Here is a 25,433-nt window from a genome sequence, read left to right on the forward strand (position 1 = left end):
AAGATCAAATATGCAATTCGTGTTGTGAAAGACTACGCCCGAGCATAAAGGCTACACTGCGCTCGCTTGTGCCTTCCACTTCTTCCATGTTCACCAGCAACATCTCGTCTTTGCCGTCGCTTAGTTCTCGTGCGAACAACATGGCGCTTTGGAAAATTTTACGTCTAGATTTGCCAGAACGATCTTCACTCACGCTTTCCCAGTACTGCATGGGTTCTTCTGGCTGGTCAGAGCTGTCAAACCATGCTCGCTCAAACAGCACATCGCCCTCTGAAGTGGCGAGTGAAAAGGTTTTTTGGCAGATAGAGCGGCGGATTTCGCGCCATTGGTGATCTGTGCTGGGGTACTGAACATCGTAGTAAGACCACAGCATAATCTCATCAACACGCTCATCGGTGACGCCATCCCCACCTTGAATTTGCAAGAGAAGGGCGTCGTCATCTGGATAGAAGCGGTGCAAGTGTGACTGTTCGCCAAGATCACAATGGCCTTGCGCAACGATTGAAAACGTCAGCTGTGGCACCTCGATCAAACTGTCCTGAGGCAGCAACTTGACGGAGATACTGTCAACAGTAACAGCCCGACCAATGGTAACACCAAGCACTTCAGGTAATTCATTTTGTGCTTTTGATTTACGCCAGAACCGCAGCATCAAGCTTCTCCATTAAACGAGACCATGTCTCCGGCTCAAGACGCTGCTGAGCCACATAATAGACGGTGGTACCGCCCCTCAAATCGCGTGGAAACGGCTTGAATGACACATCATCCGCTCCATTTTGACCCACAGCAAGCAAAACGGCATTAACGGAAAGAAGTTGCAGCTCAACTTCAGCAGCCAGATATCCGCATGCCCCTTCCAGAACACCAGAATAGATGGTGGCGTTATGCGTTGCACTGCTCAATGCCATGATAACCCGGCTTGCTCCCGGATCCTGAGCAGCACGTACAAGCGTTTCTGTTGCACTCGAAACCACTGCTTCCACATGTGCTAGTTTGGTTGCACGGCGGGCTGTGTCGCGGTCCCCGAAATAGGCCGCAACATGTACATTGCCGGAGAGCTCACGGATAGCAAGGCAGGTGTTGAACGTTTCTGCATCGCTTTCGGTGTAAACGATGATCTTTTCTGCATGCTCCACCGCAGCCCGCTTCAGTGTTTCCAGCGTATCGAGCCGGTCACCGCGCACATAACGAACCCCTTCAGGCACAGTGATATCGGCGGAGGTGGCAAGCAACACAATCTTGGTGTCGTTGTCTCTGCCTGCAATCAAGTCTGTAATCATGCGCTCGGTACGGTCCCTGTGATACCCGATGATGACTGTGGCACCTGTAAGGCTTTTGAAGTTACCTCTGCCATCGACCATACGTCTTACCCCTTGAACGAGAGAGCTGGTGAGCTTGCTCAGCACAGCAGTGAAAATAAGCAGTGCGCCAGGCACAAACCAGATTGCCGAAATGAGGCGGCCAGCTTCTGTCGCTGGTGACAAATCACCATAGCCTACTGTTGAGGCGGTTGTTGAGGCAAAATACAAGAACACGACAGGATCAGAGGTCAGACCCGTTTCGCCTGCCCAGTAGAAAAGCGCCCACGATATCATCAGATATGCACAAATGAGCGAAAACAAGACCCATAAACGCAGCTCGACAAGGTGGTCGTAGAACTTGGAATAAATCCGCTGAATAACTGGCACTAATAAAACTTCCTGCGGCCTACGTGCAATAGATCAAACACTGGACAATCTTATGATGACCTATTGAAATTAACCCCGTAATTAATAGGTACTTATATTGACTCGGTGAATAGGGAAAAGCAATTATTCGCAGGAAATACGAGAAATCTCAGATTTTCATACCAGCAGCTACGGATGGCAATCTGATGCAAACTCATTTCTTATTACCCCGTTGACCTGCATGGTTTTGGATTGGAGAATTGATAATGGCTCAGCCGGTTAGCCACTGGACTGCATCAAGCCTGGTAGAGGCGCTACAAGCTTCACCGGAAATATCCTCAGAAGAGATGGAATTTGTCGCCGCGCCTGAGACAAAGGACGTATTTGAAGTTCACATGAAGAGCGCGGGCGATGTTGTTCTTTTTGTAGTTGTCAGCGCCGCACAAATCACTACTACAACAATTCTTTGGGGAAGGGATGAACTGGACGATCCGCAAGCCTTTGAGGCACTTATGCTGCGTTCTCACCGCACCCTCATGCCACTCAGCGCACTCTCAATCGGCAAGATTGGTGACCGTGAGTATCATGAGCTGTTCGGCACCATGTCCTCTACCTCTCCAATTGCTGAGATCGTCGAGGAATTCAAAGTAATCGCAGAAAACGCAATCGAACTGGCCCGTGAACTCGGCCCAAAAGCCATCGCATAATCAGGAGGCATCTATGAGCATCTGGGGCAAACTGTTTTCTGCGGTGAAAGGCCACGCCAACAACGCAGCTGAGAGCATTCAGGATTCCAACTTGATGGTAATTCTGGAACAGGAAATTCGCGAAGCGAAAGACGCCATCGCCAAGGCCAAGGACGAGCGCTCGCGCATGACCGCTAACAGAGTGCTGAAAGAGCGCTCCGTTGCCGAGCTGGAAGGCGAAGTACAGCGCCGCACAGACGCGGCGCGCACCGCAAAATCATCCGGTGATGAAGCACTGGCTGTCGAGATCATTGAGAGCATTCTCAAACTGAAAGAAAAGTCGATCTCTGAACAGGATCTGGCGGATCAGTACAAATCCACCGAAGAGAAAATGGATGCTTCTATCCGTCAGTCTCAGGATCGTATTGAAAACCTGAACCGAAAGATTGAAAGCGCCAAAGCAACCGAAGCTTTGATCAATGCTCAAAAAGCTTCCTCCACCAGCACAGTGGCCTCCAATGGCAAACTGGCAAGCGCGGTGGACAGCCTTGACCGTCTTGAACAGCGCCAAGCCCACCAGCAAGCTATGCTTGAAGCTGCCGAGCAGGAAGCGCGGGTTGATAGCGGGGCAGACCTTGAAGAGAAGATCAAGCGCCTTGAGCGTCCGGGACAGGGCGACGTGCAAAAACTTCTTGAAGCACTGTAAGCATCTGAGCTGATTTATGAAACGAATATTGTTGCCTGAGCGCTCCGACTGGAAACAACAGGCAGAAACGTTAGGCTTCAATTTTCACAGTATGTACGGCGAACCCTATTGGGATGAAAGCCGTGCATACCAGTTCACACTCAGGCAGATCGAGGACGATCTGGAAGACGTAACAGCAGAGATCTATGGTCTGTGTCTGGAGCTAGTCGACAAAGCCGTCCAAAATGAGCAGATGATGCGTGCGCTACAACTTCCAGAGAAATACTGGGACTGGATCGCGCAATCATGGAAGAACTTCGAGCCAGCGCTCTACGGGCGGTTTGACTTTGTCTACGATGGCAACGGCCCTGCAAAGATGCTGGAGTTTAACGCCGACACGCCAACTTCTTTGTATGAGACAGGCTTCTTCCAGTGGAACTGGTTAGAAGACCAGCTCTCCCGCGGCGGGATCCCGCAGCAAGCCGATCAGTTTAACTCACTTCAGGACAAGCTGATCGGCCGTCTCTCACAGATTCTGGAAGCTGGAGACCACCTGCACCTGTCCTGCGTGAAGGATGCCATTGAAGACCGCGCAACCGTGCGCTACTTGCAAGACTGCGCACGTCAGGCAGGTCTCCAGGACCATTTTGTCTATATCGAAGATATTGGCGTAGATGAGCAATTCCAGTTCGCGGATCAAGAAGAGTACGTGATCGAAAACCTCTTCAAGCTCTATCCCTATGAAGACATGTTCCGTGAGTCTTACGGACCTATCCTGCCCAAAACCAACATGCGCCTCATAGAACCTCCCTGGAAGGCCATTTTATCCAACAAGGCCATGCTCCCACTGCTTTGGGAAATGTTCAAAGGCCACCCCAACCTGTTGCCATCCTATTTTGAGCAGGATGAAGACAAGAGCGATCTCACCGACCGCTATGTACGAAAACCCATCTTCAGCCGAGAAGGGGCTAACGTTTCCATTATGGAGGGAGCGCAAGTCACCGAGGAAGCGCAAGGCCCATACGGTGTTGAGGGCTTCATCCAGCAAGCCTATTGCCCAGTCCCGCAATACGGTGAAGACTTCACGGTAATCGGATCCTGGGTCATTGGTGACGAGCCCGCAGGCATCGGCATCCGCGAAGACCGCTCCCAGATTACAAAAGATCTATCAAGGTTTGTGCCACACTATATTTGCGATTAACGCTTAATTGAGGCACCTTAACTTTTTCATACTGTTTGCCTGCTGCGAACGACAGTTAGTCAGTATCGCGCTTGTCAACTCATGGGAACAGATGATCTACCACTGCTTTCACAGGAAGTTTAAGGAGATCGTCTTGAAGTTGAAGTCAAACATTGGCTGCGACTGCCGAGGAACAGCACCAATGGCAGCTTTTGGTCACGAGCGACTTGCCGCTTCTGCGAAGCTTTGTATTCCAATCAACGTCAGCAAAGGTCTCTTCAGAATGAACTTTTATTAGTTCCCCCGCAATGAAGGCATGCCTGAGGGAAGACCTCAGGCGATTTCTTCTGCGTAGAATGGGAGGTGTTTGCGGAGGCGGATGTAGGTGATTTCGCAGTTGAGGTCTTCGTCGAACTTGGTGGCCTCGCGCACATCTTCGTATCTCATGTGGTGATAGAGACCCAGAGCGCGTTCGTTCTGGATGAGGACAGAGATTTCTGCGGTGTGGTAGCCACGGGCGGCGATGCGGCGCTCAGCTTCTTCTGCCAGCGCGGTACCCAGTCCGCTGCTCTCATAGTCCGGATCAATCCAGAGGTCGGTGATGAAGTTGTCGGCATGTTCTGTTGCAGCAAAGCCGAGCACACGATCTTCTTTAACCGCCACCACGATCTGATCCAGACAGGCGCTTGCAAAATCGGTGAAGGAGGCCTTGCTCATGGTGTCGTGAGCAACTTGCGGCACGTGGGGGCCGATGCCCCGTTTCCATGAGGCCAGACCGACCTCTCCGATCTGTGGGATATCTTTTGAGCGAGCACTACGAATTTCAAAGGTCTTCATCAGACTGATCCACCTCTCTGTGGGCCTTTCAACATCTCTCGCAAGTCTCGCTTAAGGATCTTGCCGTAGTTATTCTTGGGCAACTGATCCATGGCGACGTACTGCTTTGGACGCTTGAAACGCGCGATGTTATCAATGCACAGCTGATCCAGCTCTGCAAAATCGACGGTCTTTCCCTTCTCTGGCGAGATGATTGCCACCACCTCTTCGCCCCACTCCTCATGGAACCGACCGACTACAGCGACTTCAGATACATCCGGATGCATCAGCAGAATTTCTTCCACTTCGCGAGGATAGATATTGGATCCGCCCGAGATGATCATATCTTTCGAGCGGTCGTGCAAGGTGAGGAACCCCTCCTCATCCAGCGCACCCATGTCGCCTGTTTTCAACCAACCATCGACAACCGTGGAAGCGGTTGCTTCCTCATTGTGCCAGTAACCCAGCATGACCGCCGAACCTGACACGACAATCTCGCCAATCTCACCGACGGGCAGGTCTTTCATGTCTTCTCCTACCACACGGACATTCGAGACGACTTGAGCTACCCCAACTGATTTCAATCTTTCTTCCCAACGGGCATGTTTTCTGTCGCAGACCTGCTCACGACTGAGAACCGTAATCCCCATTGGGCATTCACCCTGACCATAGATCTGCGCAAAGCGTGGGCCGAGAACGTCAACGGCCTCAACGATATCAGCGAAATACATAGGCCCACCGGCGTAGATGATGGTGTCCAGCCCCTCACCCGTTGCGCCTGTGGCTTTGGCGACTTCCACCAGCCTGTGCACCATTGTGGGTGCTGCAAACATGGCGATCCTGCCTATCTGCGGGGCGATCTCCAGAATCTCTGCAGCATCAAACCCGCCAGAGACCGGGCAAACGTGACGGCCACCAGCCACAACGTGCATGAAACTGTAGATGCCTGCACCGTGAGACATGGGAGCGGCGTAAAGCGTGGCGTCTTCGTGCGTTGGTGTGCCGATGCCTGCATAATAACCGAGCATCATGCTCTGGATATTTTGCGAGGACATCATCACACCTTTGGGTCGGCCTGTCGTGCCGGAGGTGTAAAACAGCCAGACCATATCCTGCGCATCAATGGGCACCGGCTGCCCCAAAGGCTCTGCAGAGAGCATCTGTTTGTAGCTGTCCTGATCCACCGAGATGACCTTGATTTTGGACTGATCAATCTCCTTGATCAGATCCTCCCCCACATCATCAGAGATGAAAACGGCAGTGGCTTCCGCGTTCTCGATGATCCACGCCGCCTCTTTGGGATGCAGCTTGGCATTGATCGGGATTGCAGCAGCACCGGACCACCAGATGCCGTAGCTTGCTTCAAGATACTCTGTGCGGTTCTTCATGAAGATGGCAACGCGATCGCCCTTGGCAACACCGTAGTCGCGCTGCAACGATCCGGCGATGGCCGCGGAGCGTGCGCCGAACTCGCCGTAGGTTGCCACAAGCTGCGTTCCGTGAAAGAGCGCAGGTGCGTCCGGTGTTATTCTGGCTGTACGGGCCAGCCACTCTGCCAGGTTCATTCGGTCTCCCCCTCAAATCAGATTGCTTTCCTCAAAAGCAATCCTGCTGCCGCCGTCTCATCGCCTTGCAGTTCATGACGATAACGCACTGTTCACTCACGTATTGTTATTGGTCTGGGAGCGTCGTGGTGACGAAATTTGGTTGGCAGCTTCACTCAAACTTTAAGATGCGCATACTATAGTTTTTTGCAAGTCTGGGTATACGCCTCTTGTTTAACGCAATTTGCAAGTTTACGCTGCGGCTTTCTGCACTTTACATTTCTTTGTTGCTCAGAACATCCCATGTTCTGCGTAAATTCAACTAGTGGTTTTATAAGGACGCTTGTGATGAACCTTCAAAAAGCTGGCGGAATAGCATCTCTTATTGAAGCGGCCACCTACATCATTGGCTTTGCTCTATTAACGACTTTATTGGCAGATGCAGGCTTTGGCGAAGACGGCAGTGATGCGAACCTGCTGGCATTCATCGTTTCCAATCAGAGCCTTATGTATCTCTGGAATTTCATCATCTACATCGTCAATGCAGTGTTTCTGGTAGTGCTGGTGATTGCGCTGCATGACCGGCTGAAAGCTGCAACACCGGGGCTCTCTCAGGTCGCCGCTGCTTTCGGGTTGATCTGGGCGGGTCTGATTTTGGCCAGTGGCATGCTGGCCAACATTTCTCTGGCAGAAGTTTCAGCGCTCTATGCACTGGACCATGACGAAGCACTGGTGATGTGGGCAACCCTGAACAATGTGCAGGAAGGCATTGGCGGCGGTAATGAGATCACCGGTGGCCTGTGGGTGTTGCTGCTGTGCTGGGCAGGTCTGCGCGGTTCCAGCCTCTCCAAAGCCCTTGGCTGGCTTGGCGTTATCGTAGGGTTGGCGGGACTTGCAACGGTTATTCCGGGTATGAGCGATTTGGGCGGCGTCATCTTCGGGCTTGGGTTCATTCTCTGGTTTATCTGGGCAGGCGTGTATCTGCTCAGGCATGGCGAAGCTTCTGCTTAAAAAATTATTCCCCTACAGCCTGAAGAAACGGTCTGCGAATAGGTCTTAGTTGCATTTGTAACAGGTAACACTTACCTGTGATGAATATTCATTTGATCATTGCAGAGGCATTTATGGGAAAAATTAGTAGAAGAGCATTTCTTCTTGGAGGCGCAGCATTTGCAGGTGCTGCCGGGTATCATTTTCTTTCACCCTCACCTCGTTCCTATGGCGGCGCATTCCCAACAGATCCGCAAAATGAAGTAGCTGACACTATTTTGAGTGACGCTGGTGAACTCACTCAAGTAACTGTCAAAAAGCACGAGACCTTCTCCGGCCTTTCCAGTGATGCGCTGCGCACAGAGCTGTCAGCACACTTTAAGCAGGCAGCCGATGAAAATCACCCTGTGATGGCTAGTGTTGCCCGCCATTCAATGGGTGGACAGACTCTACCAACCAATGGAGCTGCCCTTTCATTGCATGGCGGGACCATTGAGCTTCACCCAGAGCGTAAGACTTACACCGTTTCAGGTGGCGTGCGGTGGCATGAAGTAATCACCAAACTAGACGCAAATGGCTTTTCACCTGCTGTGATGCAGTCCAACAACGACTTCGGCGTGGCCAGCACATTTTCCGTTAATGCCCATGGCTGGCCTGTTCCGTTTTCCGGATGCGGGTCAACGGTTCAGTCTTTGGAGATGGTGCTTGCAGATGGTCAGACACGACGCTGCAGCCCATCTGAGAACAGTGAGCTGTTCAACGCTGCCATGGGTGGTTACGGACTCTTTGGCATCATCACCGAACTGGAGCTGGAGATGGTTCCAAACAGTCGGTTGCTTCCAGAGTTTATCGAATTACCCTCTGCCGAATATGGTTTGCGCATGCAAGAGGTGCTTGCGGAAGATCCGTCCATCCAGATGGCTTATGGCCGTATGAACGTTGATATTGATCGCTTCTTTGAAGATTCATTATTGATTGTTTATCGTCCGGATGAAGATCAGTCAGACCTGCCTGCTGCAAGTGGTTCTGGCTTTATCAGCAAGGCCTCGCGGCATATTTTCCGAGGTCAGCTGCATTCTGAGTCAATAAAAAGGACGCGCTGGGATATTGAAACCGGCATTGGCGCCTCATTAGGCAGTGGTCCCGTTACTCGCAATAGCTTGCTCAATGAGCCGGTTATTACGCTGGATGATAAAGACCCCAACAGAACGGATATCTTGCACGAATACTTTGTTGAACCTGCACGGTTTGCGGAGTTTATAAAGGCCTGTCAGGATGTCATTCCTTCCTCCTATCAGGAATTGCTCAACATCACCCTGCGCTACGTTCGCAAAGACACTCAGAGTGTGTTGCCTTTTGCCCCAACAGACCGGATTGCGGCTGTAATGCTTTTCTCTCAGGAAAAGTCGAAGCGCGGCGAAGCGGATATGGCAAGAATGACCCGTAAACTTATCGAGCGCACACTGGAAATTGGCGGGACCTACTATCTGCCTTACCGCCTACACGCGAGGCAGGACCAGTTTGAGCGTGCCTACCCTGACCACCAAAGATTCATCGCGCTGAAGCAGAAATATGACCCTCAGATGAGGTTCACCAATCAACTTTGGGATACGTACATGTCTGCGAAGGAGCCTTTGAATGTATAGAAAAATTGCATTTGCTTATGCCTTGATCCTTTTCGCTGTTACAGCTCTCAATTACATTCCAGGCATTCCTGATGAGAATGGGTATGTTTTCGGCATATTTGCATTGGATCTGTTTGATGACAGCCTTCATGTAGCAAGTGCCACATGGGCTCTTGTTGCTGCTCTGATTTCACAAAATGCATCGCGAATATTCCTGCGCTACTTCGGCGCCCTGTATTTAGCGGATGCTGTGTTCGGGCTTCTGACGGGGTCTGGTTATCTGGATTTTGCGATCTTTACGATCGGCTTCCAATCTTTCCCGCTCGGCCTGAAAATTCTTGCGAACCTGCCACACTTTGCACTCGGCGGTTTCGCTCTGGCAGCAAGCTTTTGGGGACGTGAGAAGTTTGAAAGGGAGAGCCAACGTGAAGCTTCTTAAACGGCTCTCCATCGGCGTTTTATGTTTGGTTCTGGTCATTGGTGTTGGTGCTGCAGCGCCTATTTTATACGTGGAGCAGGCCTGCACGTCACCACAAGTTGCCGATAACTACCAGAGTCTGCTGGAGCCTGCTCACAGGCGCGAGGAAGCCCGCAGTTTTCTGACTTACCCGGAATGGCACATTGTTTATGCTTATGAGGACTATGCCGCCACACTCGCAAACGGCATGCCGCACGATTTCAACTATCTGAATGCCATTGGCAGCTTCTGGTCCAGTTTGTGTGCGCTGAAGAGTGAAGCGGATACGCGGGGGGCGGCTCAGTTTGACACCAAAGCCACCATCTACACCATCGGGGTTAGCTTCTCCTTCGAGATGCTGATGAAAGCGGCCTATGAAGAGACTTTGGGCAGGCTGGCAGCAGCGACCAGCACGAACAATGCGTCGTTGCAGGACCAGCTTGAGTACAGCGTTTCAGCAGACTATGCCAAATTCCTCCACCAGACACCCTGGTATAGGTTTGACTTCGAAGGCGCGCGTCAAAAACTCAACGCCGCAACAACCGATGATGGCGTACGGAGTTGGGAACGGTGGTTTGCATTGAATCTGGAGTGGTGGGCAAAGGCGCAGTACGCCAAAGCCATTGCGACTGCGGTGGACACGATTGGTCATGATGAATTGACCATGCAGTCCGTCATCAGCAGTCCGGGTAGCCAAGATGTTCTTTCAGAGTATGATCTGGAGGTTATTCAGCAGCTTGATGATAAACTCATTATCCAGACACCCCGGTATCGCAAGTTCACTGAGCTGGTGCTTCGCCTTTCGCAAGACGGCGTCATGTTCCACGAGATTGCTGGCAACGATGACATTTTAATATCTGCGCTTACTGGAGGTTCCGCAAAAAAACCGAGTTTGTCAGCGGCCTCCATCCTGTCTGAAACCGAGAGGAATACGGGCAATCAGCAGAGATTGCTAATAGAATCAAAGGTTCCAGCTCTATCGCGGACACTTCAGGAACTGGCGCAGCAAGGCGTCATTGTTGAGCACATTTACGATTACTAGCGGAACTCTGGTTTGCACAAGTCAAAGCAAATAGCTCTTATCCTCGTTCTCATCGGATTGGCATGGGGCGCCATCGGGCTCGCCGTGCCATTCCTTGGCAATGCAGATGAAGTGGCTGTACCCTTTCCGCAAAACCTACAGATGGAACTGCTTCCGGCTTCAGTCAGGATTCTGAGTTACGACGATAAGATCGCGGTGTTTGCAAGTGAAGAACCACAGCTTGCCTCCCACCTTTACGAGGCTGGCGCCTGGGCGGTACTTCCCTCTTCAAACGGCAGCTGTATTAATCTCTCAGAGATTTCTAAACCAAATCGCAAGCGCCCTCCCCCTGCCAACGCAGGACTCTCAGGCAACTGATTGGATTGTTGGTAAATTACTCAGCGTAACAGTTCTCAGATTGCAAACTTATGCTTACGCTACAATTTACCGAATTAAATTTTCAGGAAAAATGGCTGGGGTGGTAGGATTCGAACCTACGGTACACGATACCAAAAACCGTTGCCTTACCACTTGGCTACACCCCATCGCTGTGTGTGGGGCGGGTTATAGCTTTATGATTTGGAATAGGCAACCACTCAATTTCTTTTTGCTGTGAGAAACTTACAAGTGTTCCACAGGTGAGCATAAAAGCGGATTGTGTGAGTGCTGAAACTGGCCTGTACCCTTGAGCTTTTGCCTTTGTAATTTCTGATCTGAAAATAGCTTATCTCGTTTCCTTGAGGCATTGAAACCTCTAGGAATTCTGCCGTTTTGATCGTTTTGCCTATCTCTTAGCGTTATGAGCTTGGGTCTGGCTCACCGTTTCCCTTTGGCATTTCCTCCGCTTTATCATCGGGTTGTGGCAGTTTGGAACGATCTTGTGCGATGAGCATGTAGACGTTGGGGACGACGAACAAGGTGAAAAGTGTTCCGATGGACAAGCCGGTTGCAATTACCAGTCCCATGTTGAAACGAGAGGCTGCGCCTGCTCCGCTTGCCAGCACCAGCGGGATCACCCCAAGCACCATGGCAGCGGTGGTCATCAGGATAGCGCGCAGGCGGATTTGCAGGGCGCCGATCACAGCTTCACGTTTGGATGCGCCCTGATTTTCCTGAAGTTCGCGGGCAACTTCTACAATCAAAATGCCGTGCTTGGAGATCAGGCCCATAAGCGTGATGATGCCAACCTGCGTGTAGATGTTAATGCTGGCGCCGCCCAACCCGATGTTGATGAAGAACAGGGCTCCAGCGATTGACATGGGAACTGAGACGAGAATGATGATGGGGTCGCGGAAGCTTTCGAACTGAGCTGCAAGCGTTAGGAAGATGATAAGCAAGGCAAAGGCAAAGGTAACCACAAAGCCGCTGCTTTCCTGCTCAAACTGGCGCGACTGTTGGGCATAGTCGACATCATAACTTTCTGGCAGTTCTTCTGCTGCAATTTGTTGCAGGACTTGCAAGGCCTCGGCCAAAGGCACGCCAAAGCTGGGCACGCCGGAGAGTGTCATGGAGTTTAGCTGCTGGAAGTGCGGGATAAACTCTGGCGTAACCTCCATATCCAACGTGGCAACGCTGGAGAGCGGTACGATTGTACTGCGCGGGGCATTGCTGCTTGTGTTCGTTCCTGATGCTCCTGCTGCCGACGCACTGGCGGCAGAGCTGGGTGACGAGGTTCCGCTTTGCGCCGCACTGCTGACAGCTGCACTGCTTGGAGATGCAGAACTGTTTGGCACCCGAATATATGTGTCCAACAGTTGTTCTGGATTGAGGCGATCATACTGAATGATTTGCGGGATGACCCTGTAAGAGCGGCCATCAAAATCGAAGTAGTTGATGTAACCACCACTCATCAGCGCTGTGAGTGATTGCCCTACATCCTGCAAGGTGAGGCCTAGTTCAGCGACACGGTCGCGGTCGATGTTGATTTTGCCCTGCGGTTTATCGATCTTCAGATCCTTATCAATGAAGATGAACTTACCCGTGGCCTGCGCCTTTTCCAGTATCTGAGACCCAACGACATTGAGTTTGTCGACGGGTTGGGTGGTTTTGATGACAAACTGCACAGGCAAGCCGCTGCTGCCCGGTAAGGGTGGGTTTTGGAACATCACGGTTTTGAAACCTGCCACCCCCTCCATTGGGGGCTGCATGGCGTATTGCAGCTCAGTGGCGGTCCTGGTGCGCTCATCCCATGGAGTGAGCAGCACGCCTGAGAGTACGCTAGAAGAAAGAACCAGCTGGAACACGCCTTCAACCTCAGAATATTTCTGGGCGATGCGATAGATCTCTTCTGTGTAGAGCATCTTCTGCTGCAGAGTGGCCGAAGGCGCTGGTGTTGACTGAGCCAGAACAAGGCCCTGATCTTCCTGCGGTGCCAACTCTTGCTGCGAGGTGGAATAGAGCACTGGGATACTGGAGAGGATCAGAAAGGCAAAGGTGAGTACGACCAGTCTGTTATCCAGTGAAGCTTCCAAGACGCGCAAGTAGCGTTTGCGGAACCGGTCGTAGATATCATCAACCGTACGGGTCAGCGCATCATCCCACCCAGAGGTCTTCTCTGATCTTGCTTTGAGTATCTTGGAGCTCATCATGGGTGTCAGGGTGAGCGCGACAATGGCTGAGATGGTCACCGAACCAACCACTGTGAAGGCGAATTCTGTAAACAGGGCGCCCGTCAAACCGCCCTGAAAGCCGATGGGGGCATACACCGCGACAAGAACAACCGTCATCGCCAAAATGGGCCGGCCCAGATCTTGCCCGGCTTGAACAGCAGCCTGAAACGGCGTGCTGCCTTCTGAGATATGTCGTTCTACATCCTCCACCACGATAATCGCATCATCAACCACAAGGCCGATGGCAAGCACCAAGGCAAGGAGCGTGAGCAGGTTGATGGAGTAGCCCAGAACCAGCATGATAAAGAAGGTGCCGATCAGCGATAGCGGGATCGCGATGATGGGGATGGCAACTGTGCGCGGCGAACCGATAAAGAGGAAGACCACGAACGTCACGATCACCAACGCTTCCAGAAGGGCGCTGATCACCTCATCAATTGCAGCGTTGATGAAGAGGCCAGAGTCGTAGACAATCCGTGCTTCCAGCCCCGGAGGCATAGCATTTTGGACTTTGGGCACGACCTCGCGCACCTGATCCAGCATGGCAAGCACGTTTGCAGCTGGCGCGGCCTGTACCCCAATGTACACAGCTGCCTTGCCGGAATAGAGCACGGCCAGATCGTAGTCTTCAGACCCCAGCTCCACTCTGCCCACATCGCGCAGACGAATGATTGCACCATCGCTTTCTGCCACAGCAAGCTGACGGAAATCTTCGACATCAGTCAGGTTGGTGTTGGCCGTGAGTTCCACCTGAACCATCTGCCCCTTGGTGTTGCCCACACCGGAGATAAAGTCATTGCGGGCCAGAGCATTTGCGATATCAGTGCCAGTGAGGCCGTATGCCGCCAGTTTATCCGGGTAGAGCCAGGCGCGGATTGCAAAGCGTTTTTCGCCGTAAAGCTCAGCGGTTTGCACACCATCGATTGCCTGAATTTGTGGCTGCACAACACGGACGATGTAGTCCGTGAGCTGGTTGCGATCGATCACGTCAGAGGTGAAACCGATATACATGGCGTCGATGGTCTCACCGATCTGAATAGTGAGCACCGGGTTTTGCGTTTCCTGGGGGAGCTGGTCCAGTACCGAGCTGATCTGGGTGTTGATCTCCGTGAGGGCTTTGTCCGCATCGTAGTTGAGCACCAGATTGACCGTGATGGTGCTGACTGTGCTGGCACTGGTCGAGGTCATGTAGTCAATGCCGTTGGCCTGTGCGATGGCCTCTTCCAGCGGGGTGGTGATGAAGCCCGCAACAGTCTCAGCGCTAGCGCCGAACAAGGTGGTTGAGATGGTGATGACGGCGTTTTCCGTCTTTGGGTATTCCAACACGGGCAACAAGAAGATTGCCCGTAAGCCCAGTGCCAAAATCATCAGGCTGATGGTGGAGGCCAGAACGGGGCGGCGAACATAGATTTCTGTGAAACTGTTCATGGCCCACCTATTGCTCTACGGGTTTCGGGTCAGGGTCATTGAGTGGCAACACTGAGTTGTCGATAACGACCTTTGAGCCATTGCGGAGTTTGAGCTGCCCTGCACTCACCACCAGTTCATCCGTCTTAAGGCCTTTTGAAATCACGATCTGATCGCCTCGTTTTGCGCCAGTCTCGATGAAGCGCTGCTTGGCGGTGTAGACAGGTTTGTCCATGTGCTTTTCGTCGGTCTTAGTCAGCACATAAACGGTGACGCCGTAGGAATTGTAGGTGATTGCCGTTTGCGGCACTGTGACCTGTTCCTTTGGTGCCGATATCACCGTCTGTACATCAACGAACATGCCCGGGATCAGCTCTTTATTTGGATTTGCAAAGCGGCCACGCACTCGGGCGTTGCCGTTGTTGATGTCGACCTGAGCATCAATGGCAACGACTTTGCCTTTGATGGACTTGCCCGGATAGGTATCAGCCGAGACCTCAATTTCCTGATCGCGTTTGATGGTGCCCAGAAAACGCTGGGGGATGTAAAAATCAACGAAGAGATCATCAAGTTGCTGAAGGTTGACATAGGGCTGGGCCACATTGAGATATTGTCCAACGCTGACCTGCCGAATGCCCAGACGGCCAGAGAACGGTGCGCGGATGTTTTTCTTGGCGATGATCGCAAGCTGGTCTTGCACTTGCCCCTGAAAGTCTCTCAGGCTCGACCAATCGGAATCGATCTGCTGTTTGCTGACAGCGTTGACTTTGTACTGCTTCAAGTCTCTGTCCAGCGTTTGTCGCGCCAGAGTTTCCTGAGCCTGCAAGGACTTAAGTTGCGCAATCTCCTGGGTGGTATCCAACTCAATCAGCAGCGCGCCTTTTTGGACATCCTCACCAGATGCGAAGTTGATATGGGTCACCGTACCGGGAAGCTCAGGCGACAAATCTGTTCCCATGATTGCCACAAGTGTTCCAACTGCAGAGACTTTCTCGGTCCAGAGTTGTTTGGTGGACTTATAGGAAGAGACGGTCTCGATCTTGTTTTGCAGACCGGAAACGATTTTCCCGAGCACTTTGGATTTGTAAAGCTGGAACCCATAGAGCCCGCCAAACGCTATACTGACACAAATCAGCATAATGATCATATTCTTTTTGGTGTTGGGCTTTTTGCGTTCACTCATGGCTGGTTCACCGGCTGAATCTGTTTGCGATTGAACGGCGGGACAGCCGAAATGATAGTCAGAGGTCTTCCATCCCTTATTGGTGCGGCGTTGGGGCGGTTCCACCACCCTCCGCCGAGCGCAAAGAACAGTGCGACAGTGTCTGTGAAACGTGCAGCTTGTGCCTGCACCAGATTTATCTTCGCTTGCTGATAGGTTTGGACTGCAAGCAGCAGTGTTGTGAGATCGATAGCGCCTAAATTGTATTGTTGCTGTGTCAGGCGCAGGCTCTTTCTGGCAGAGCGTTCGGCGGCAAGACTGGCCTTCAGGGCACGGGCATCATTCTTCAAAGCACTGATCGCATTGGAGGTGTCACCAAATGCGGTCAGCACAACCTCACGATAATTAGCAGCAGAGGACTCGAAGGCAGCAATGGCAGCTTTACGCTGGCTGTTGAGTGCCCCTGCATCAAACACGGTTTGAGCTACAGAAGTTGTGATTTGCCAGGCACCCGTTCCGGAGAAGAACAGGCGGTTGAAAACATCGGAGTCGTTGCCAACGTTGCCGGTAATCTGGAAACTTGGGAGCTGATTGGCCAGTGCGACACCGATGTTGGCGCTGGCTTGCCAAAGTTGTGCCTCTGCAGAGCGGATGTCTGGCCTTCGCGCGACCAGCTGCGAAGGCAAGCTTAGCGGCAGTTTTCTTGGCAGTTTCAGATCAGAAAGATCAAACTCCTTCACGATGTCCTGGGTGGGATAGAAGCCGCCCAGCGTTTTGATCTGATTTTTCTGCACCACCAACTGCTGTTGGAGTGGTGGCAACGTTGCCTTGGTTTGCTCCAGCGTCGCCAGCTGTTGCAGGACCTGACTTTCATCCACGCCCCCTAACCTGAACTGCGCTTGCAGGATAGAGAGTTGCCGCTGTTGAACCTTGATGATTTCTTCAGTTGCACGGATCTGACCTCTGAGTGAGGCTTCCAGAATGACGGCATTCAACAGGTTGGATGTGAGCGTCAGGTGTGCTGCCTCAACCTGAAACTGCGAGTACTGGATGTTGGCGACCTGAGATTCAATGTTCCGGCGTGTGCCTCCCCAAACATCCAGCGTATAGGAGATGGCCAATGACAAGCTGTAGGTCGTGAAGAACGGGTTCAGGTTCGCAACAATCTCACTTGCTCCACCGCCACCGATGGGGAACTTCTGCCTGTTACGGCTCGCATTGCCGGTGACAGTTGGATAAAGCCCTGCGCCTGCCACATAGGCATTTTCCTGTGCCTGTCTGAGATTGGCTTCTGCCTGCGCAATTGTGGGACTGTTAGCGACTGCAAGGCTGACATACGTGTTGAGGGCTTGCGACTCAAACAACTCCCACCACTCTCCCGGCAGATCCCTATGAGTAGAGAAGTTTTGCGAGGCTCCGCCTTGTATGTCTGCGGATACAGTTGCTCCGGGATCATTGCGGGTGAACTTGGCTTCTGGTGAGAGCTCTGGCCTTTTGAAATCCGGCCCCACCATGCAAGCTGACAGCAGGAAGAACAGCATAAGAGAGGAACGCCGACACACCGTAGGCGCAGGAGAACTCCTCGTCTTGCTGCAAAACCCGAACCAGACACTCAACAGTGGTGCTCCAATGACCTGTATCTTTTATTGGCGGAGAACAAAGCTGTACGCACACTCAAACACTGGCCAAGAACACGGCTGACCTTAGGGTACTTGATGCTGATTTTGCAGGTCAAACACGCTTGTGGTGTGTGCTGGGTTATCCCACGCTAATGGCGTGAGGCATCCTATTTTACTTAGTTATATTAAATGGTTAGGCTGCCAAATCCCATGGAGACCGCTCTTAGTTCAGGTCTGCGACACGCTCAGAAATCATGGAGAGGAGCAGTTTCTCATAGGCGTCGATTGCGCGTTCCTGAGAGAAGTCACGCGCTCTCGTGGCCAATGTGTCGTCGGATCTGTCGCATTTTACTGCAGCGAGAATTGCTTCTGATAGTTTGTCAGCATCGCCTGACGGGACAAGCCAGCCATTGCGGACATCACTGAGCACTTCGCGGGCACCAGCGCCGCTGTCGAGCGCTATGATGGGAGTTCCCAGGGCCATTGCACGCACCAACTCACCAGACACGCTGTCTTGTTGGGATGTTGAGACATACACGTTGGCCGCTCTTAGGAATCTCTCCGGTTTGGTGACTTCACCCGGCATGGTGACGATATCATCGAGTGCCAGATTGGAGGCCAGCAGCTGGAGTTCTTCCTGCTCCTCTCCGTTGCCCAACAGATACGCCCTCAAATTATCCTTGTAACGGCTGAGCGCCATGGCGCGGAGGAGCTGGTGATGGGCATTGCGACTGGACGGGGCCCCGACGCTTATCACCTTGCTGGTACCTTGCGCCTCAAACCATTCCTCTTCAATCGGCTCTGCTGCCGTTTCAAACACATTCATTTCAACAAGAGGGTTATAGATGACACTGATCTTTTCTTTGGGCACCTGCTCACATAGATCAACGACATGTTCGATAGATTTGAGTGTACAGATCACCCGCTCAGCTTCGCGGTAAATTAGCGGCACAGCGATGGTGGCTGCGCTCTTTTGGGTTTTCAGGGCGAGTCGATCTGAAATGGTAACCGACGAATGGAGCGTAATCGCCACCGGGACCTTCAAACGGGAACGTGTTTTGACGGCAGACAGACAGGCTATGTTGCTGCCTGTACCGTGAGAGAGAATGATATCCGGTTTCTCTTTCTCAACCAGTCTGGCAACGCCTGCTGCAGCTGCGGCGGCTCTGGCCTTTTCGAGAAAGACCGGCGTAATTCGCGGTGAGTAGTGGGAGAGGTCTCTTGGTTTGCCCGTCAGGGTGATCAGAGTGATGTTGTGTTGACGCGCAGCAAGACCGTTGGAGACCACCTCGGTGATCTCAGTAATGTCTTCATCAAGGAAGCTTTCCTGTACTATAAAGAGCTTCATGAAGTGCCCCCGGCCCACCGGTCGAACAGATGCGCCTCCAGACACTCGAAAATCTGGTTTTAAGAGCACGCACCGAAGCTCAATCTAGAAATCTACGGTGTTGTTCTCAATCTGGTTGATTTGATACCCGATTATCTCCCAAGGCATTTATCAGGGTAATTCCTTACTTGGCACCCTATCTCCTGCGTATCTGGATCTGTCTGCACAAGCTTAGTGGTTTTAATGGTTTCAACCGCGGGTATAGAAAAGAATCACATTGCTGCAGCACAATGCTTTTTTCTGCATCCCAGTGTTGATTTACCCTTTAAAAATTAGGAGCTCCCGCCTATTGTGCGCGGCAGCAAATTCAGTTCAAACGTGTAGATTAAGCCTCCTATGAACACCAAAGCCAACTATGTGCTCACCCTTTCCTGCGGAGACAGAAAAGGGATCGTGGCAGCGGTTGCAAATTCAATCGCTTCTCAAAACTGTAACATCTGTGAAAGCGCTCAGTACGGCGATGCAGAGACCGATCGCTTCTTTATGCGCATCTCTTTCAATGCTCCGGACGGGATGACTAAAGAACAGTTTGAAGAGGGCTTTGGTCCTGTTGCAACGGGCTATGGTTTTGACTGGAAGGTTCATGACCTTTCCAAGAAGCCTCGTGTTCTCGTGCTGGTCTCTCAGATGGGCCACTGTCTGAACGACCTGCTCTACCGCAATTCCACTGGCCAGCTGCCGATGGATCTTGTGGCAGTTGCATCCAACCACACCAAGTACCAGTCCCGCGTTGAGCATGAGCAGATTGCATTTCATTATCTGCCTGTGACCAAAGAGACCAAAACGGAACAGGAAGCCCAGATTGTTGATCTGGTGGAGCGCGAAAACATCGATCTGGTGGTGTTGGCGCGTTACATGCAGATTCTTTCCAATGAGCTTTGTGAAAAGCTTGCAGGCAAGGTGATCAATATCCACCACTCTTTCCTGCCAAGCTTTATAGGTGCAAAACCGTATCACCGGGCCCATGCACGCGGCGTCAAGATGGTTGGTGCCACCGCGCACTATGTGACCGCAGACCTTGACGAAGGACCAATCATCGAGCAAGACGTGAGCCGGGTTGAACACTTCCATTCGGTGAACGAACTCATCGCCCAGGGGCGTGATACGGAAAGTCAGGTTCTTGCTCGTGCTGTCCGCTATCATCTGGAGCACCGAATTCTCCTTAACGGTGACCGTACCGTGATCTTTAAATAGGACTTGCCATGAGTGAGGCTCTTATTATCGACGGCAAAGCCATTGCTGCATCTGTAACCGACGAGATTGCTGCGCGTGCTGCACGGCTTGAATCTGAGACAGGTATCAAGCCGGGGCTGGCTGTTGTGATTGTGGGTGAAGACCCTGCCAGTCAGGTTTATGTACGCAACAAGGGCCGAACCGCGAAAGCATGTGGTTTCAACTCCGTCACACACACACTGTCAGCTGATGTGAGTGAGGAAGAGCTTCTGGCTCTCGTGTCATCATTGAACGAGGATGAAACCATTCACGGTATCCTGGTTCAGCTGCCTCTGCCACAGCACATCAGTGAGAATAAGGTTCTTGACCTTATCAAGCCTGAGAAAGACGTTGATGGGTTCCACCCGATCAATGTTGGTCTATTGGGCAGCGGCAATACGGACCGCGCGCTTGTGCCATGCACTCCTGCGGGCAGCGTGCTGCTGGCAAAGAAAGCGCTTGGCGATAATCTTTCCGGCAAGACCGCTGTGATCGTCGGGCGTTCCAACATTGTTGGCAAGCCGATTGCTCAATTGCTGTTGCAAGAGCATTGCACCGTGACGATTGCGCATTCCCGCACAAAAGATCTGCCTGATGTAGTTCGTTCTGCAGATATCGTTATTGCTGCAGTGGGGCGTCCGCAGATGATCAAGGGTGACTGGCTGAAGCCGGGCGCAACTGTCATTGACGTGGGCATCAACCGCATTCCTGCGCCTGAAAAGGGCGAAGGCAAGACCCGTCTGGTGGGTGATGTGGCGTTTGATGAAGCCCTCGGCCATACAGCTGCCATCACACCTGTTCCACGTGGTGTTGGACCTATGACCATCGCGATGTTGATGAGCAATACTCTGACTGCTGCACGCCGCCTGATGGGACTGGACGAAGAGCCACCGCTCTTTGAAGCCCTGAACAGTTAGAGCATTGCGCCAGCCAGACAAACATTCCTTGTTTTCAGGCGCCCTTGTTTAGCTGAAATAGATTTATTGATAAGGCCCCGAAACATCTTCGGGGCCTTTCTTATTTGTAGTGATGTTTAAGTTCAGAATGCAACTATGCTTTGCAGCAGTTTGTTTTATTTGCATTCTCCCGGCCCAATGTTCCTTTCAGCACATCGCAGGTACTGGTGACTCGCTAGCTTCCTCTCAAGCACCGGTATTGAGGGCATGCATGATGCAAAACGTGGACCGTATCGTCCCAGTTATTCGCGAGACGCTTGGTCTGCCAGAGTTGATGTTTGATGAGGCCGGGCATGTGGCACTTCTTTTTGAAGGCAGCTTTTCTGGTGTGATGAGCCGCATTGACGGCAACAATCTGGAATTCAGTTTTTATCTGCCGGACCTGGACATCAACCAGCCTCACATCCTGAAAGCAATGCTTGCTGCAAACTGCCTTGGCACATCGACCGCAGCGGGACGTCTGGCCATTGATGAAGACAAGATGCAGGCGCTTTATTGCGAGCGTTGGAGCCTTTTCGATGTGCACGCCGACACAATTCCAGAGCGGTTGATTGATGTGGTTTCGACAGCCGCCTTTTGGCTTACCGAAGGCACAAACACCTTACTTCAGAATGACTTCGTATAAACGCGTAATGCTGCTTTTGAGTGCTGAAAAGAACAGAGTAGCCACCAGAGAAATACTAGTCTGACCTTAACAGCAGGAAATGTTTAAGCAGCACGGTTTGGTCTGCTTCAGAAAAGTCGAGAGAGCAATGCGTCAACTACTGGATGAACTCTTCAACGAGATCGGACGAAGAATTGGCCTTGATGGTCTGTCTTTGGATGAAGACAACACGCTTCTGCTTGGATTGGAGCAAGAGCTCTTCATGACCGTGCAGTGGCGCGATGAGACGCAGACGCTGTTGTTCAATGCAGTGTTGTGTATGCAGCCTTGCAATGATCTGGAAAAGCTACAGACCCTCATGCAGACGAACTGTGTTCTGACACACGGGTACGGCATGAGCTTCAATCTTGACCCTGCGACAGACCATATCAACCTGTCTCAAGTGGTTAACATTACTGATAAATCTTCCTTCACGCTGCAAGAGAAGCTGGAGCTGTTCATTAGCACGTCTGCCGCCTGGCATGAACGATTGAACAGCACGGCACCTCTTCAAATGGACTGGCAACATTCCGCCAGTGCTGCAGCCGAGTCTTCTTTTGAAACATTAGGTATGAGAGTATGACCAATATTAGCCTTGCACATTTTCAAAGCGCAGCCGAAAGCGCTGCAATAAGCGGTAACCTGAACCAGAAGCTGACTGTTACAGACAGTGGCGATCTGCAAACACGTGAAGCAAGCTCCAGCCTCGCCGGAAAGTTGGTTTCCTGGCACAAGCTGAGCTCTTCTGAAGGCACTGCAAAAGCTCAAGATCAGGGCGCATTTCGCACTGCACTACAAGATAAATTTGGTAAAGATCTCGGTGAACAGGCCTATAAGCATGCCTGCTCCGCTTGCGGTTATACAGATGGCAAGGCCCACAGCCTGACGGCAAAGCAGATTTCAACTGGTATCGACTTCGCTGTAAGGCAAGACCTTCATAAACAGGGCGCCGTAGCGCAGAACAAAGACATCATTCAGCATTTTGCGAATAACCCCAATGAGCTTGCAACTCAGGGCATCGTTCGTGTTCCCGGCGTTAAGTCTGTGATAGACAATTTGGTCAGTTCCAGAAACGCAGATGCGTTGGAAGGCACATCCGCCCACGCGCTGGCTTCTACATTCAAACAAAACCTTCGCGACAATCTTACTGAAGCTGACTCACGGATTGTTCTTAGCTTCGTAGAGCAGTTTAAGCAGGACAATAACGAGTTACCTCAACTTGGAGAACTGCCTGAGCTTGTTCAAGATGCTGTTCACTTTGCTAAAATGGTCGAAGAGCATAAAGACGCAAACAGCATGAAAGCAAGCAATCTTGGAATTTGCTTTGGCCCCAGCATTACCAAGGATGACGGCTTAGAGCCTATGGCAGCGCTTGCTCTCAATCAGACGAAGACCCAGTTCTTCACTGCACTGATTACACTCGCTGACTAACAGTCATCACTCAAACAAAAAAGGCCGCTGAGAAGAGAACTCAGCGGCCTTTTTTGTATTTTACTGGTTTGATTACTTGCTCAGTTTTTCAGCCATGATCTGGATTGTCTTGACGTACACACCCGCACGGTTCCACGAACGGATCACCTCATAGTTTGGTGTACCCGGTCCCCAAGATTGACCCGGCTGCCAGCCGTAAGACATGAGGAAATGTGCAGTGGAAGCCAAAGTATCTGAGGTGTTGTACAGCAGATCCCGTTTGCCATCGCCGCTGTAGTCAATCGCGAACTTGATGTAGGAGGATGCGAGGAACTGGGTCTGGCCTAACTCGCCTGCCCAAGCGCCCTTCATTTCACTCGGCTTCAAGTCGCCCTTCTGGACGATGAGCAGCGCATGATAGAGCTCATTGCGGAAGAAATCAGCACGGCGGCAATCATAAGCCAAAGTTGCCAGAGAACGTATGGTGCTCATATTGCCTATACCGCGACCATAACCAGTCTCAAGACCCCAGATGGCGGTGATGATCTCACGCGGAACGCCAAATTCATTCTCAATACGATTGAAAAGGGCGTTGTGCTTCTTCATCAATTTGCGGCCCTTATTAATGAGCGCATTGTTGACGCGGAGCTTGTAAAATTCATCAAAGCTGAGTTTGAAAGATTTCTGGTTCCGGTCATACCCAATCACCTTGCGGTTATAGGTTATGCCATTCAAGGATCTGTTCAAAGTTGCCTTTGAAATGCCCTGAGACTGGAGTGTCTTTTTATAGGACGCCAACCAGCGGTCAAAGCCCGCCCCTGTATCGCCACAGGTTGCGGCTTGAGCAGAAGATACGCCTAGCAACACCAGACCAGCGCCAAGTAATAGCCCGGCTTTTCTGGTTTTGAACTTAACCTTGTCAATAAATGATTCGAACACCCCAAACTCCTGCATGTTCACTAAGCAATTTTGATCGTTATAACGAATAAAAGTAGCCAAATTGGCGGATAACTGAAAATTTTTGCAGTCCTAATATATTTATTCGCATTTTAACCTTGATCCTAACACCGGCATGTGTCCAACTAAAGGCCGTACACATAACTGTTTTCAACATGCCTGATCGTTTTGGACAACCTATAGGCGCATAATTAAGGACAAGCTAACACTTAGCTGGACTTACGCAGGGGAAGTTATGCACTTAGACGTTCACCTCAATGAGGTGAGTCTCCAGGTTGGGATTTAGTGGTGAAGACGGACTTGGGGACAGGGCAACGTGAAGGTTTCCCATTGGGATATAACGGAGGAATGGGTATGAAATCCATCAAAACCATCGCTGCAACCGCAGTATTGGCAGCAGCAATGAGCACAACTGCTATGGCAGCGGACTTTAAGCCTGCAGTTATCTTTGACATGGGCGGCAAGTTCGACAAGTCATTCAACGAAGCTGCTTATAATGGTGCTGAGGCTTTCAAGGCTGAGACCGGTATCGAGTATCGCGAATTTGAGATCTCCAACGCTTCTCAGCGTGAGCAGGCTCTTCGCAACTTCGCACGCCGTGGCATGAACCCAATCGTAGCGATGGGCTTTGCGCAGGCTGCTCCAGTTGAAAAAGTTGCTAAAGAATTCCCAGATGTAAGCTTTGCTATCATCGACTCTGTTGTAGATCTGCCAAACGTACGTTCTGTTGTCTTTAAAGAGCAGGAAGGTTCTTACCTTGTTGGTATGATGGCAATGCTCTCATCCGAGACCGGCAAAGTTGGCTTTGTGGGCGGCATGGACATTCCGCTGATCTCCAAGTTCTCCTGTGGTTACAAGCAGGGCGCACTGACCACCAACAAAGACGGTGAAGTCTTCGCAAACATGACTGGTACTACTCCAGCTGCATGGAACGATCCGGTTAAAGGTGGTGAGCTTGCTAAGTCTCACTTCGCACGTGGCGCAGACGTAATCTTTGCTGCTGCTGGCGGTACCGGCCTTGGTGCTCTTCAGGCAGCTGTTGATGAAGACAAGAAGTTCATCGGCGTTGATTCCAACCAGAACCATCTGGCTCCAGGCAAAGTGCTGACCTCCATGGTTAAGCGCGTTGACGTGGCTGTTGCAAATGCATTCATGGATGCAAAAGAAGGCAACTTCACCACCGGCATCCAGTCTCTTGGCCTTGCTGAAGACGGTGTTGGCTACGCAATGGACGAAAACAACGCTCCACTGGTTAGCGAAGAAATGAAAGCAGCTGTTGAAGCAGCTCGCGCAGACATCATTTCCGGCAAAATCACCGTTCATGACTACATGAGCGACATGGCTTGCCCATACTAAGATTTGCTTAGTATGCTGGCTTAGGTCAGAGAAAAAATTAGCCC

24 protein-coding genes and 1 tRNA gene are annotated in these 25,433 nt (G+C 51.5%); 15 read left to right on the forward strand and 10 right to left on the reverse strand.

Going from position 1 to position 25,433, the window contains the following annotated elements:
* Positions 1-4: 4 nt before the first annotated feature.
* Together BM231_RS08885 and BM231_RS08890 are read right to left on the reverse strand one after the other, a co-directional pair.
* Entirely contained in the window at positions 5-652 is a 648-nt protein-coding gene (locus BM231_RS08885; RefSeq protein ID WP_093518642.1) for a DUF2491 family protein, read from the reverse strand.
* The gene (locus tag BM231_RS08890; protein ID WP_093518644.1) at positions 633-1,688 is read right to left on the reverse strand and encodes an ion channel; all 1,056 of its coding nucleotides are present in this window, start codon (positions 1,686-1,688) and stop codon (positions 633-635) included. The genes BM231_RS08885 and BM231_RS08890 overlap by 20 nt, the downstream gene beginning before the upstream one ends.
* Positions 1,689-1,933: 245 nt before the next feature.
* On the opposite strand from BM231_RS08890, the gene BM231_RS08895 reads away from it, so the two are divergent.
* The 4 genes from BM231_RS08895 (at position 1,934) to BM231_RS27170 (ending at position 4,516) form a co-directional block, all read left to right on the forward strand.
* The gene (locus BM231_RS08895) at positions 1,934-2,374 is read left to right on the forward strand and encodes a DUF2170 family protein (protein ID WP_093518646.1); all 441 of its coding nucleotides are present in this window, start codon (positions 1,934-1,936) and stop codon (positions 2,372-2,374) included.
* Positions 2,375-2,387: 13 nt separating this feature from the next.
* Positions 2,388-3,059, forward strand: a complete 672-nt coding sequence (locus tag BM231_RS08900; protein WP_093518648.1) for a PspA/IM30 family protein — start codon at positions 2,388-2,390, stop codon at positions 3,057-3,059.
* A 16-nt stretch (positions 3,060-3,075) separates the two neighbouring features.
* Positions 3,076-4,239 carry a glutathionylspermidine synthase family protein gene (locus BM231_RS08905; RefSeq protein WP_093518650.1) on the forward strand — a complete coding sequence of 388 codons (1,164 nt, stop codon included), beginning with the start codon at positions 3,076-3,078 and terminating at the stop codon, positions 4,237-4,239.
* Positions 4,240-4,372: 133 nt separating this feature from the next.
* The gene (locus tag BM231_RS27170) at positions 4,373-4,516 is read left to right on the forward strand and encodes a hypothetical protein (protein ID WP_208860223.1); all 144 of its coding nucleotides are present in this window, start codon (positions 4,373-4,375) and stop codon (positions 4,514-4,516) included.
* Between the two features lie 35 nt (positions 4,517-4,551).
* Here the strand turns inward: BM231_RS27170 and BM231_RS08915 are convergent, their stop codons facing one another.
* Both BM231_RS08915 and BM231_RS08920 read right to left on the reverse strand, forming a co-directional pair.
* A complete protein-coding gene (locus BM231_RS08915; RefSeq protein WP_093518654.1) occupies positions 4,552-5,055 on the reverse strand; it encodes a GNAT family N-acetyltransferase in 504 nt (167 codons plus the stop codon).
* Complete coding sequence (locus BM231_RS08920) at positions 5,055-6,599, reverse strand: class I adenylate-forming enzyme family protein (protein WP_093518656.1); 1,545 nt, start codon at positions 6,597-6,599, stop codon at positions 5,055-5,057. The genes BM231_RS08915 and BM231_RS08920 overlap by 1 nt, the downstream gene beginning before the upstream one ends.
* A 327-nt stretch (positions 6,600-6,926) precedes the next feature.
* Here BM231_RS08920 and BM231_RS08925 point away from each other — a divergent pair, with 327 nt between their 5' ends.
* The 5 genes from BM231_RS08925 (at position 6,927) to BM231_RS08945 (ending at position 11,049) form a co-directional block, all read left to right on the forward strand.
* Positions 6,927-7,589: a DUF4386 family protein gene (locus tag BM231_RS08925; RefSeq protein ID WP_093518658.1), complete on the forward strand. Its 663-nt coding sequence runs from the start codon at positions 6,927-6,929 to the stop codon at positions 7,587-7,589.
* A gap of 113 nt (positions 7,590-7,702) precedes the next feature.
* Positions 7,703-9,214 (forward strand): FAD-binding oxidoreductase, encoded by a 1,512-nt coding sequence (locus tag BM231_RS08930; protein ID WP_093518660.1) that lies wholly within the window; start codon positions 7,703-7,705, stop codon positions 9,212-9,214.
* A complete protein-coding gene (locus BM231_RS08935; RefSeq protein ID WP_093518662.1) occupies positions 9,207-9,632 on the forward strand; it encodes a DUF4383 domain-containing protein in 426 nt (141 codons plus the stop codon). The genes BM231_RS08930 and BM231_RS08935 overlap by 8 nt, the downstream gene beginning before the upstream one ends.
* Positions 9,619-10,692 carry a hypothetical protein gene (locus BM231_RS08940; protein ID WP_093518664.1) on the forward strand — a complete coding sequence of 358 codons (1,074 nt, stop codon included), beginning with the start codon at positions 9,619-9,621 and terminating at the stop codon, positions 10,690-10,692. Before BM231_RS08935 ends, BM231_RS08940 begins: the two co-directional genes overlap by 14 nt.
* Before the next feature lie 12 nt (positions 10,693-10,704).
* Entirely contained in the window at positions 10,705-11,049 is a 345-nt protein-coding gene (locus tag BM231_RS08945) for a hypothetical protein (RefSeq protein ID WP_093518666.1), read from the forward strand.
* A gap of 92 nt (positions 11,050-11,141) precedes the next feature.
* On the opposite strand, the gene BM231_RS08950 is transcribed toward BM231_RS08945, so the two are convergent.
* From BM231_RS08950 to BM231_RS08970, 5 genes are all read right to left on the reverse strand, one after another.
* Positions 11,142-11,216: transfer RNA gene (locus BM231_RS08950), tRNA-Gln, on the reverse strand.
* 252 nt (positions 11,217-11,468) lie between these two features.
* Positions 11,469-14,708: an efflux RND transporter permease subunit gene (locus BM231_RS08955; RefSeq protein WP_093518668.1), complete on the reverse strand. Its 3,240-nt coding sequence runs from the start codon at positions 14,706-14,708 to the stop codon at positions 11,469-11,471.
* Between the two features lie 7 nt (positions 14,709-14,715).
* Entirely contained in the window at positions 14,716-15,870 is a 1,155-nt protein-coding gene (locus BM231_RS08960) for an efflux RND transporter periplasmic adaptor subunit (protein WP_093518670.1), read from the reverse strand.
* Entirely contained in the window at positions 15,867-17,390 is a 1,524-nt protein-coding gene (locus BM231_RS08965) for an efflux transporter outer membrane subunit (RefSeq protein WP_093518672.1), read from the reverse strand. The genes BM231_RS08960 and BM231_RS08965 overlap by 4 nt, the downstream gene beginning before the upstream one ends.
* 301 nt (positions 17,391-17,691) lie before the next feature.
* The gene (locus BM231_RS08970; protein ID WP_093518674.1) at positions 17,692-18,816 is read right to left on the reverse strand and encodes a glycosyltransferase; all 1,125 of its coding nucleotides are present in this window, start codon (positions 18,814-18,816) and stop codon (positions 17,692-17,694) included.
* A 375-nt stretch (positions 18,817-19,191) separates the two neighbouring features.
* Here BM231_RS08970 and purU point away from each other — a divergent pair, with 375 nt between their 5' ends.
* The 5 genes from purU (at position 19,192) to BM231_RS08995 (ending at position 23,097) form a co-directional block, all read left to right on the forward strand.
* On the forward strand, positions 19,192-20,049 hold the full coding sequence (gene purU / locus BM231_RS08975) for a formyltetrahydrofolate deformylase (RefSeq protein ID WP_093518676.1): 858 nt from the start codon (positions 19,192-19,194) through the stop codon (positions 20,047-20,049).
* An 8-nt stretch (positions 20,050-20,057) separates the two neighbouring features.
* Positions 20,058-20,984 carry a bifunctional methylenetetrahydrofolate dehydrogenase/methenyltetrahydrofolate cyclohydrolase gene (locus BM231_RS08980; RefSeq protein WP_093518678.1) on the forward strand — a complete coding sequence of 309 codons (927 nt, stop codon included), beginning with the start codon at positions 20,058-20,060 and terminating at the stop codon, positions 20,982-20,984.
* 250 nt (positions 20,985-21,234) lie between these two features.
* On the forward strand, positions 21,235-21,648 hold the full coding sequence (locus BM231_RS08985; protein ID WP_208860224.1) for a type III secretion system chaperone: 414 nt from the start codon (positions 21,235-21,237) through the stop codon (positions 21,646-21,648).
* Positions 21,649-21,775: 127 nt separating this feature from the next.
* Positions 21,776-22,249, forward strand: coding sequence for a type III secretion system chaperone (locus BM231_RS08990; protein ID WP_093518680.1), 474 nt, complete (start codon positions 21,776-21,778; stop codon positions 22,247-22,249).
* Entirely contained in the window at positions 22,246-23,097 is an 852-nt protein-coding gene (locus BM231_RS08995) for a Rho GTPase-activating protein (RefSeq protein ID WP_093518682.1), read from the forward strand. Before BM231_RS08990 ends, BM231_RS08995 begins: the two co-directional genes overlap by 4 nt.
* Before the next feature lie 72 nt (positions 23,098-23,169).
* Here BM231_RS08995 and BM231_RS09000 read toward each other — a convergent pair whose 3' ends face one another.
* Positions 23,170-24,015 (reverse strand): lytic murein transglycosylase, encoded by an 846-nt coding sequence (locus BM231_RS09000; RefSeq protein ID WP_342029951.1) that lies wholly within the window; start codon positions 24,013-24,015, stop codon positions 23,170-23,172.
* A 372-nt stretch (positions 24,016-24,387) separates the two neighbouring features.
* On the opposite strand from BM231_RS09000, the gene BM231_RS09005 reads away from it, so the two are divergent.
* The gene (locus BM231_RS09005; RefSeq protein ID WP_093518686.1) at positions 24,388-25,389 is read left to right on the forward strand and encodes a BMP family lipoprotein; all 1,002 of its coding nucleotides are present in this window, start codon (positions 24,388-24,390) and stop codon (positions 25,387-25,389) included.
* Positions 25,390-25,433 lie beyond the last annotated feature (44 nt).

Origin of the sequence: Pseudovibrio ascidiaceicola, from assembly GCF_900114245.1 — a bacterium.
Lineage (GTDB): Bacteria > Pseudomonadota > Alphaproteobacteria > Rhizobiales > Stappiaceae > Pseudovibrio > Pseudovibrio ascidiaceicola.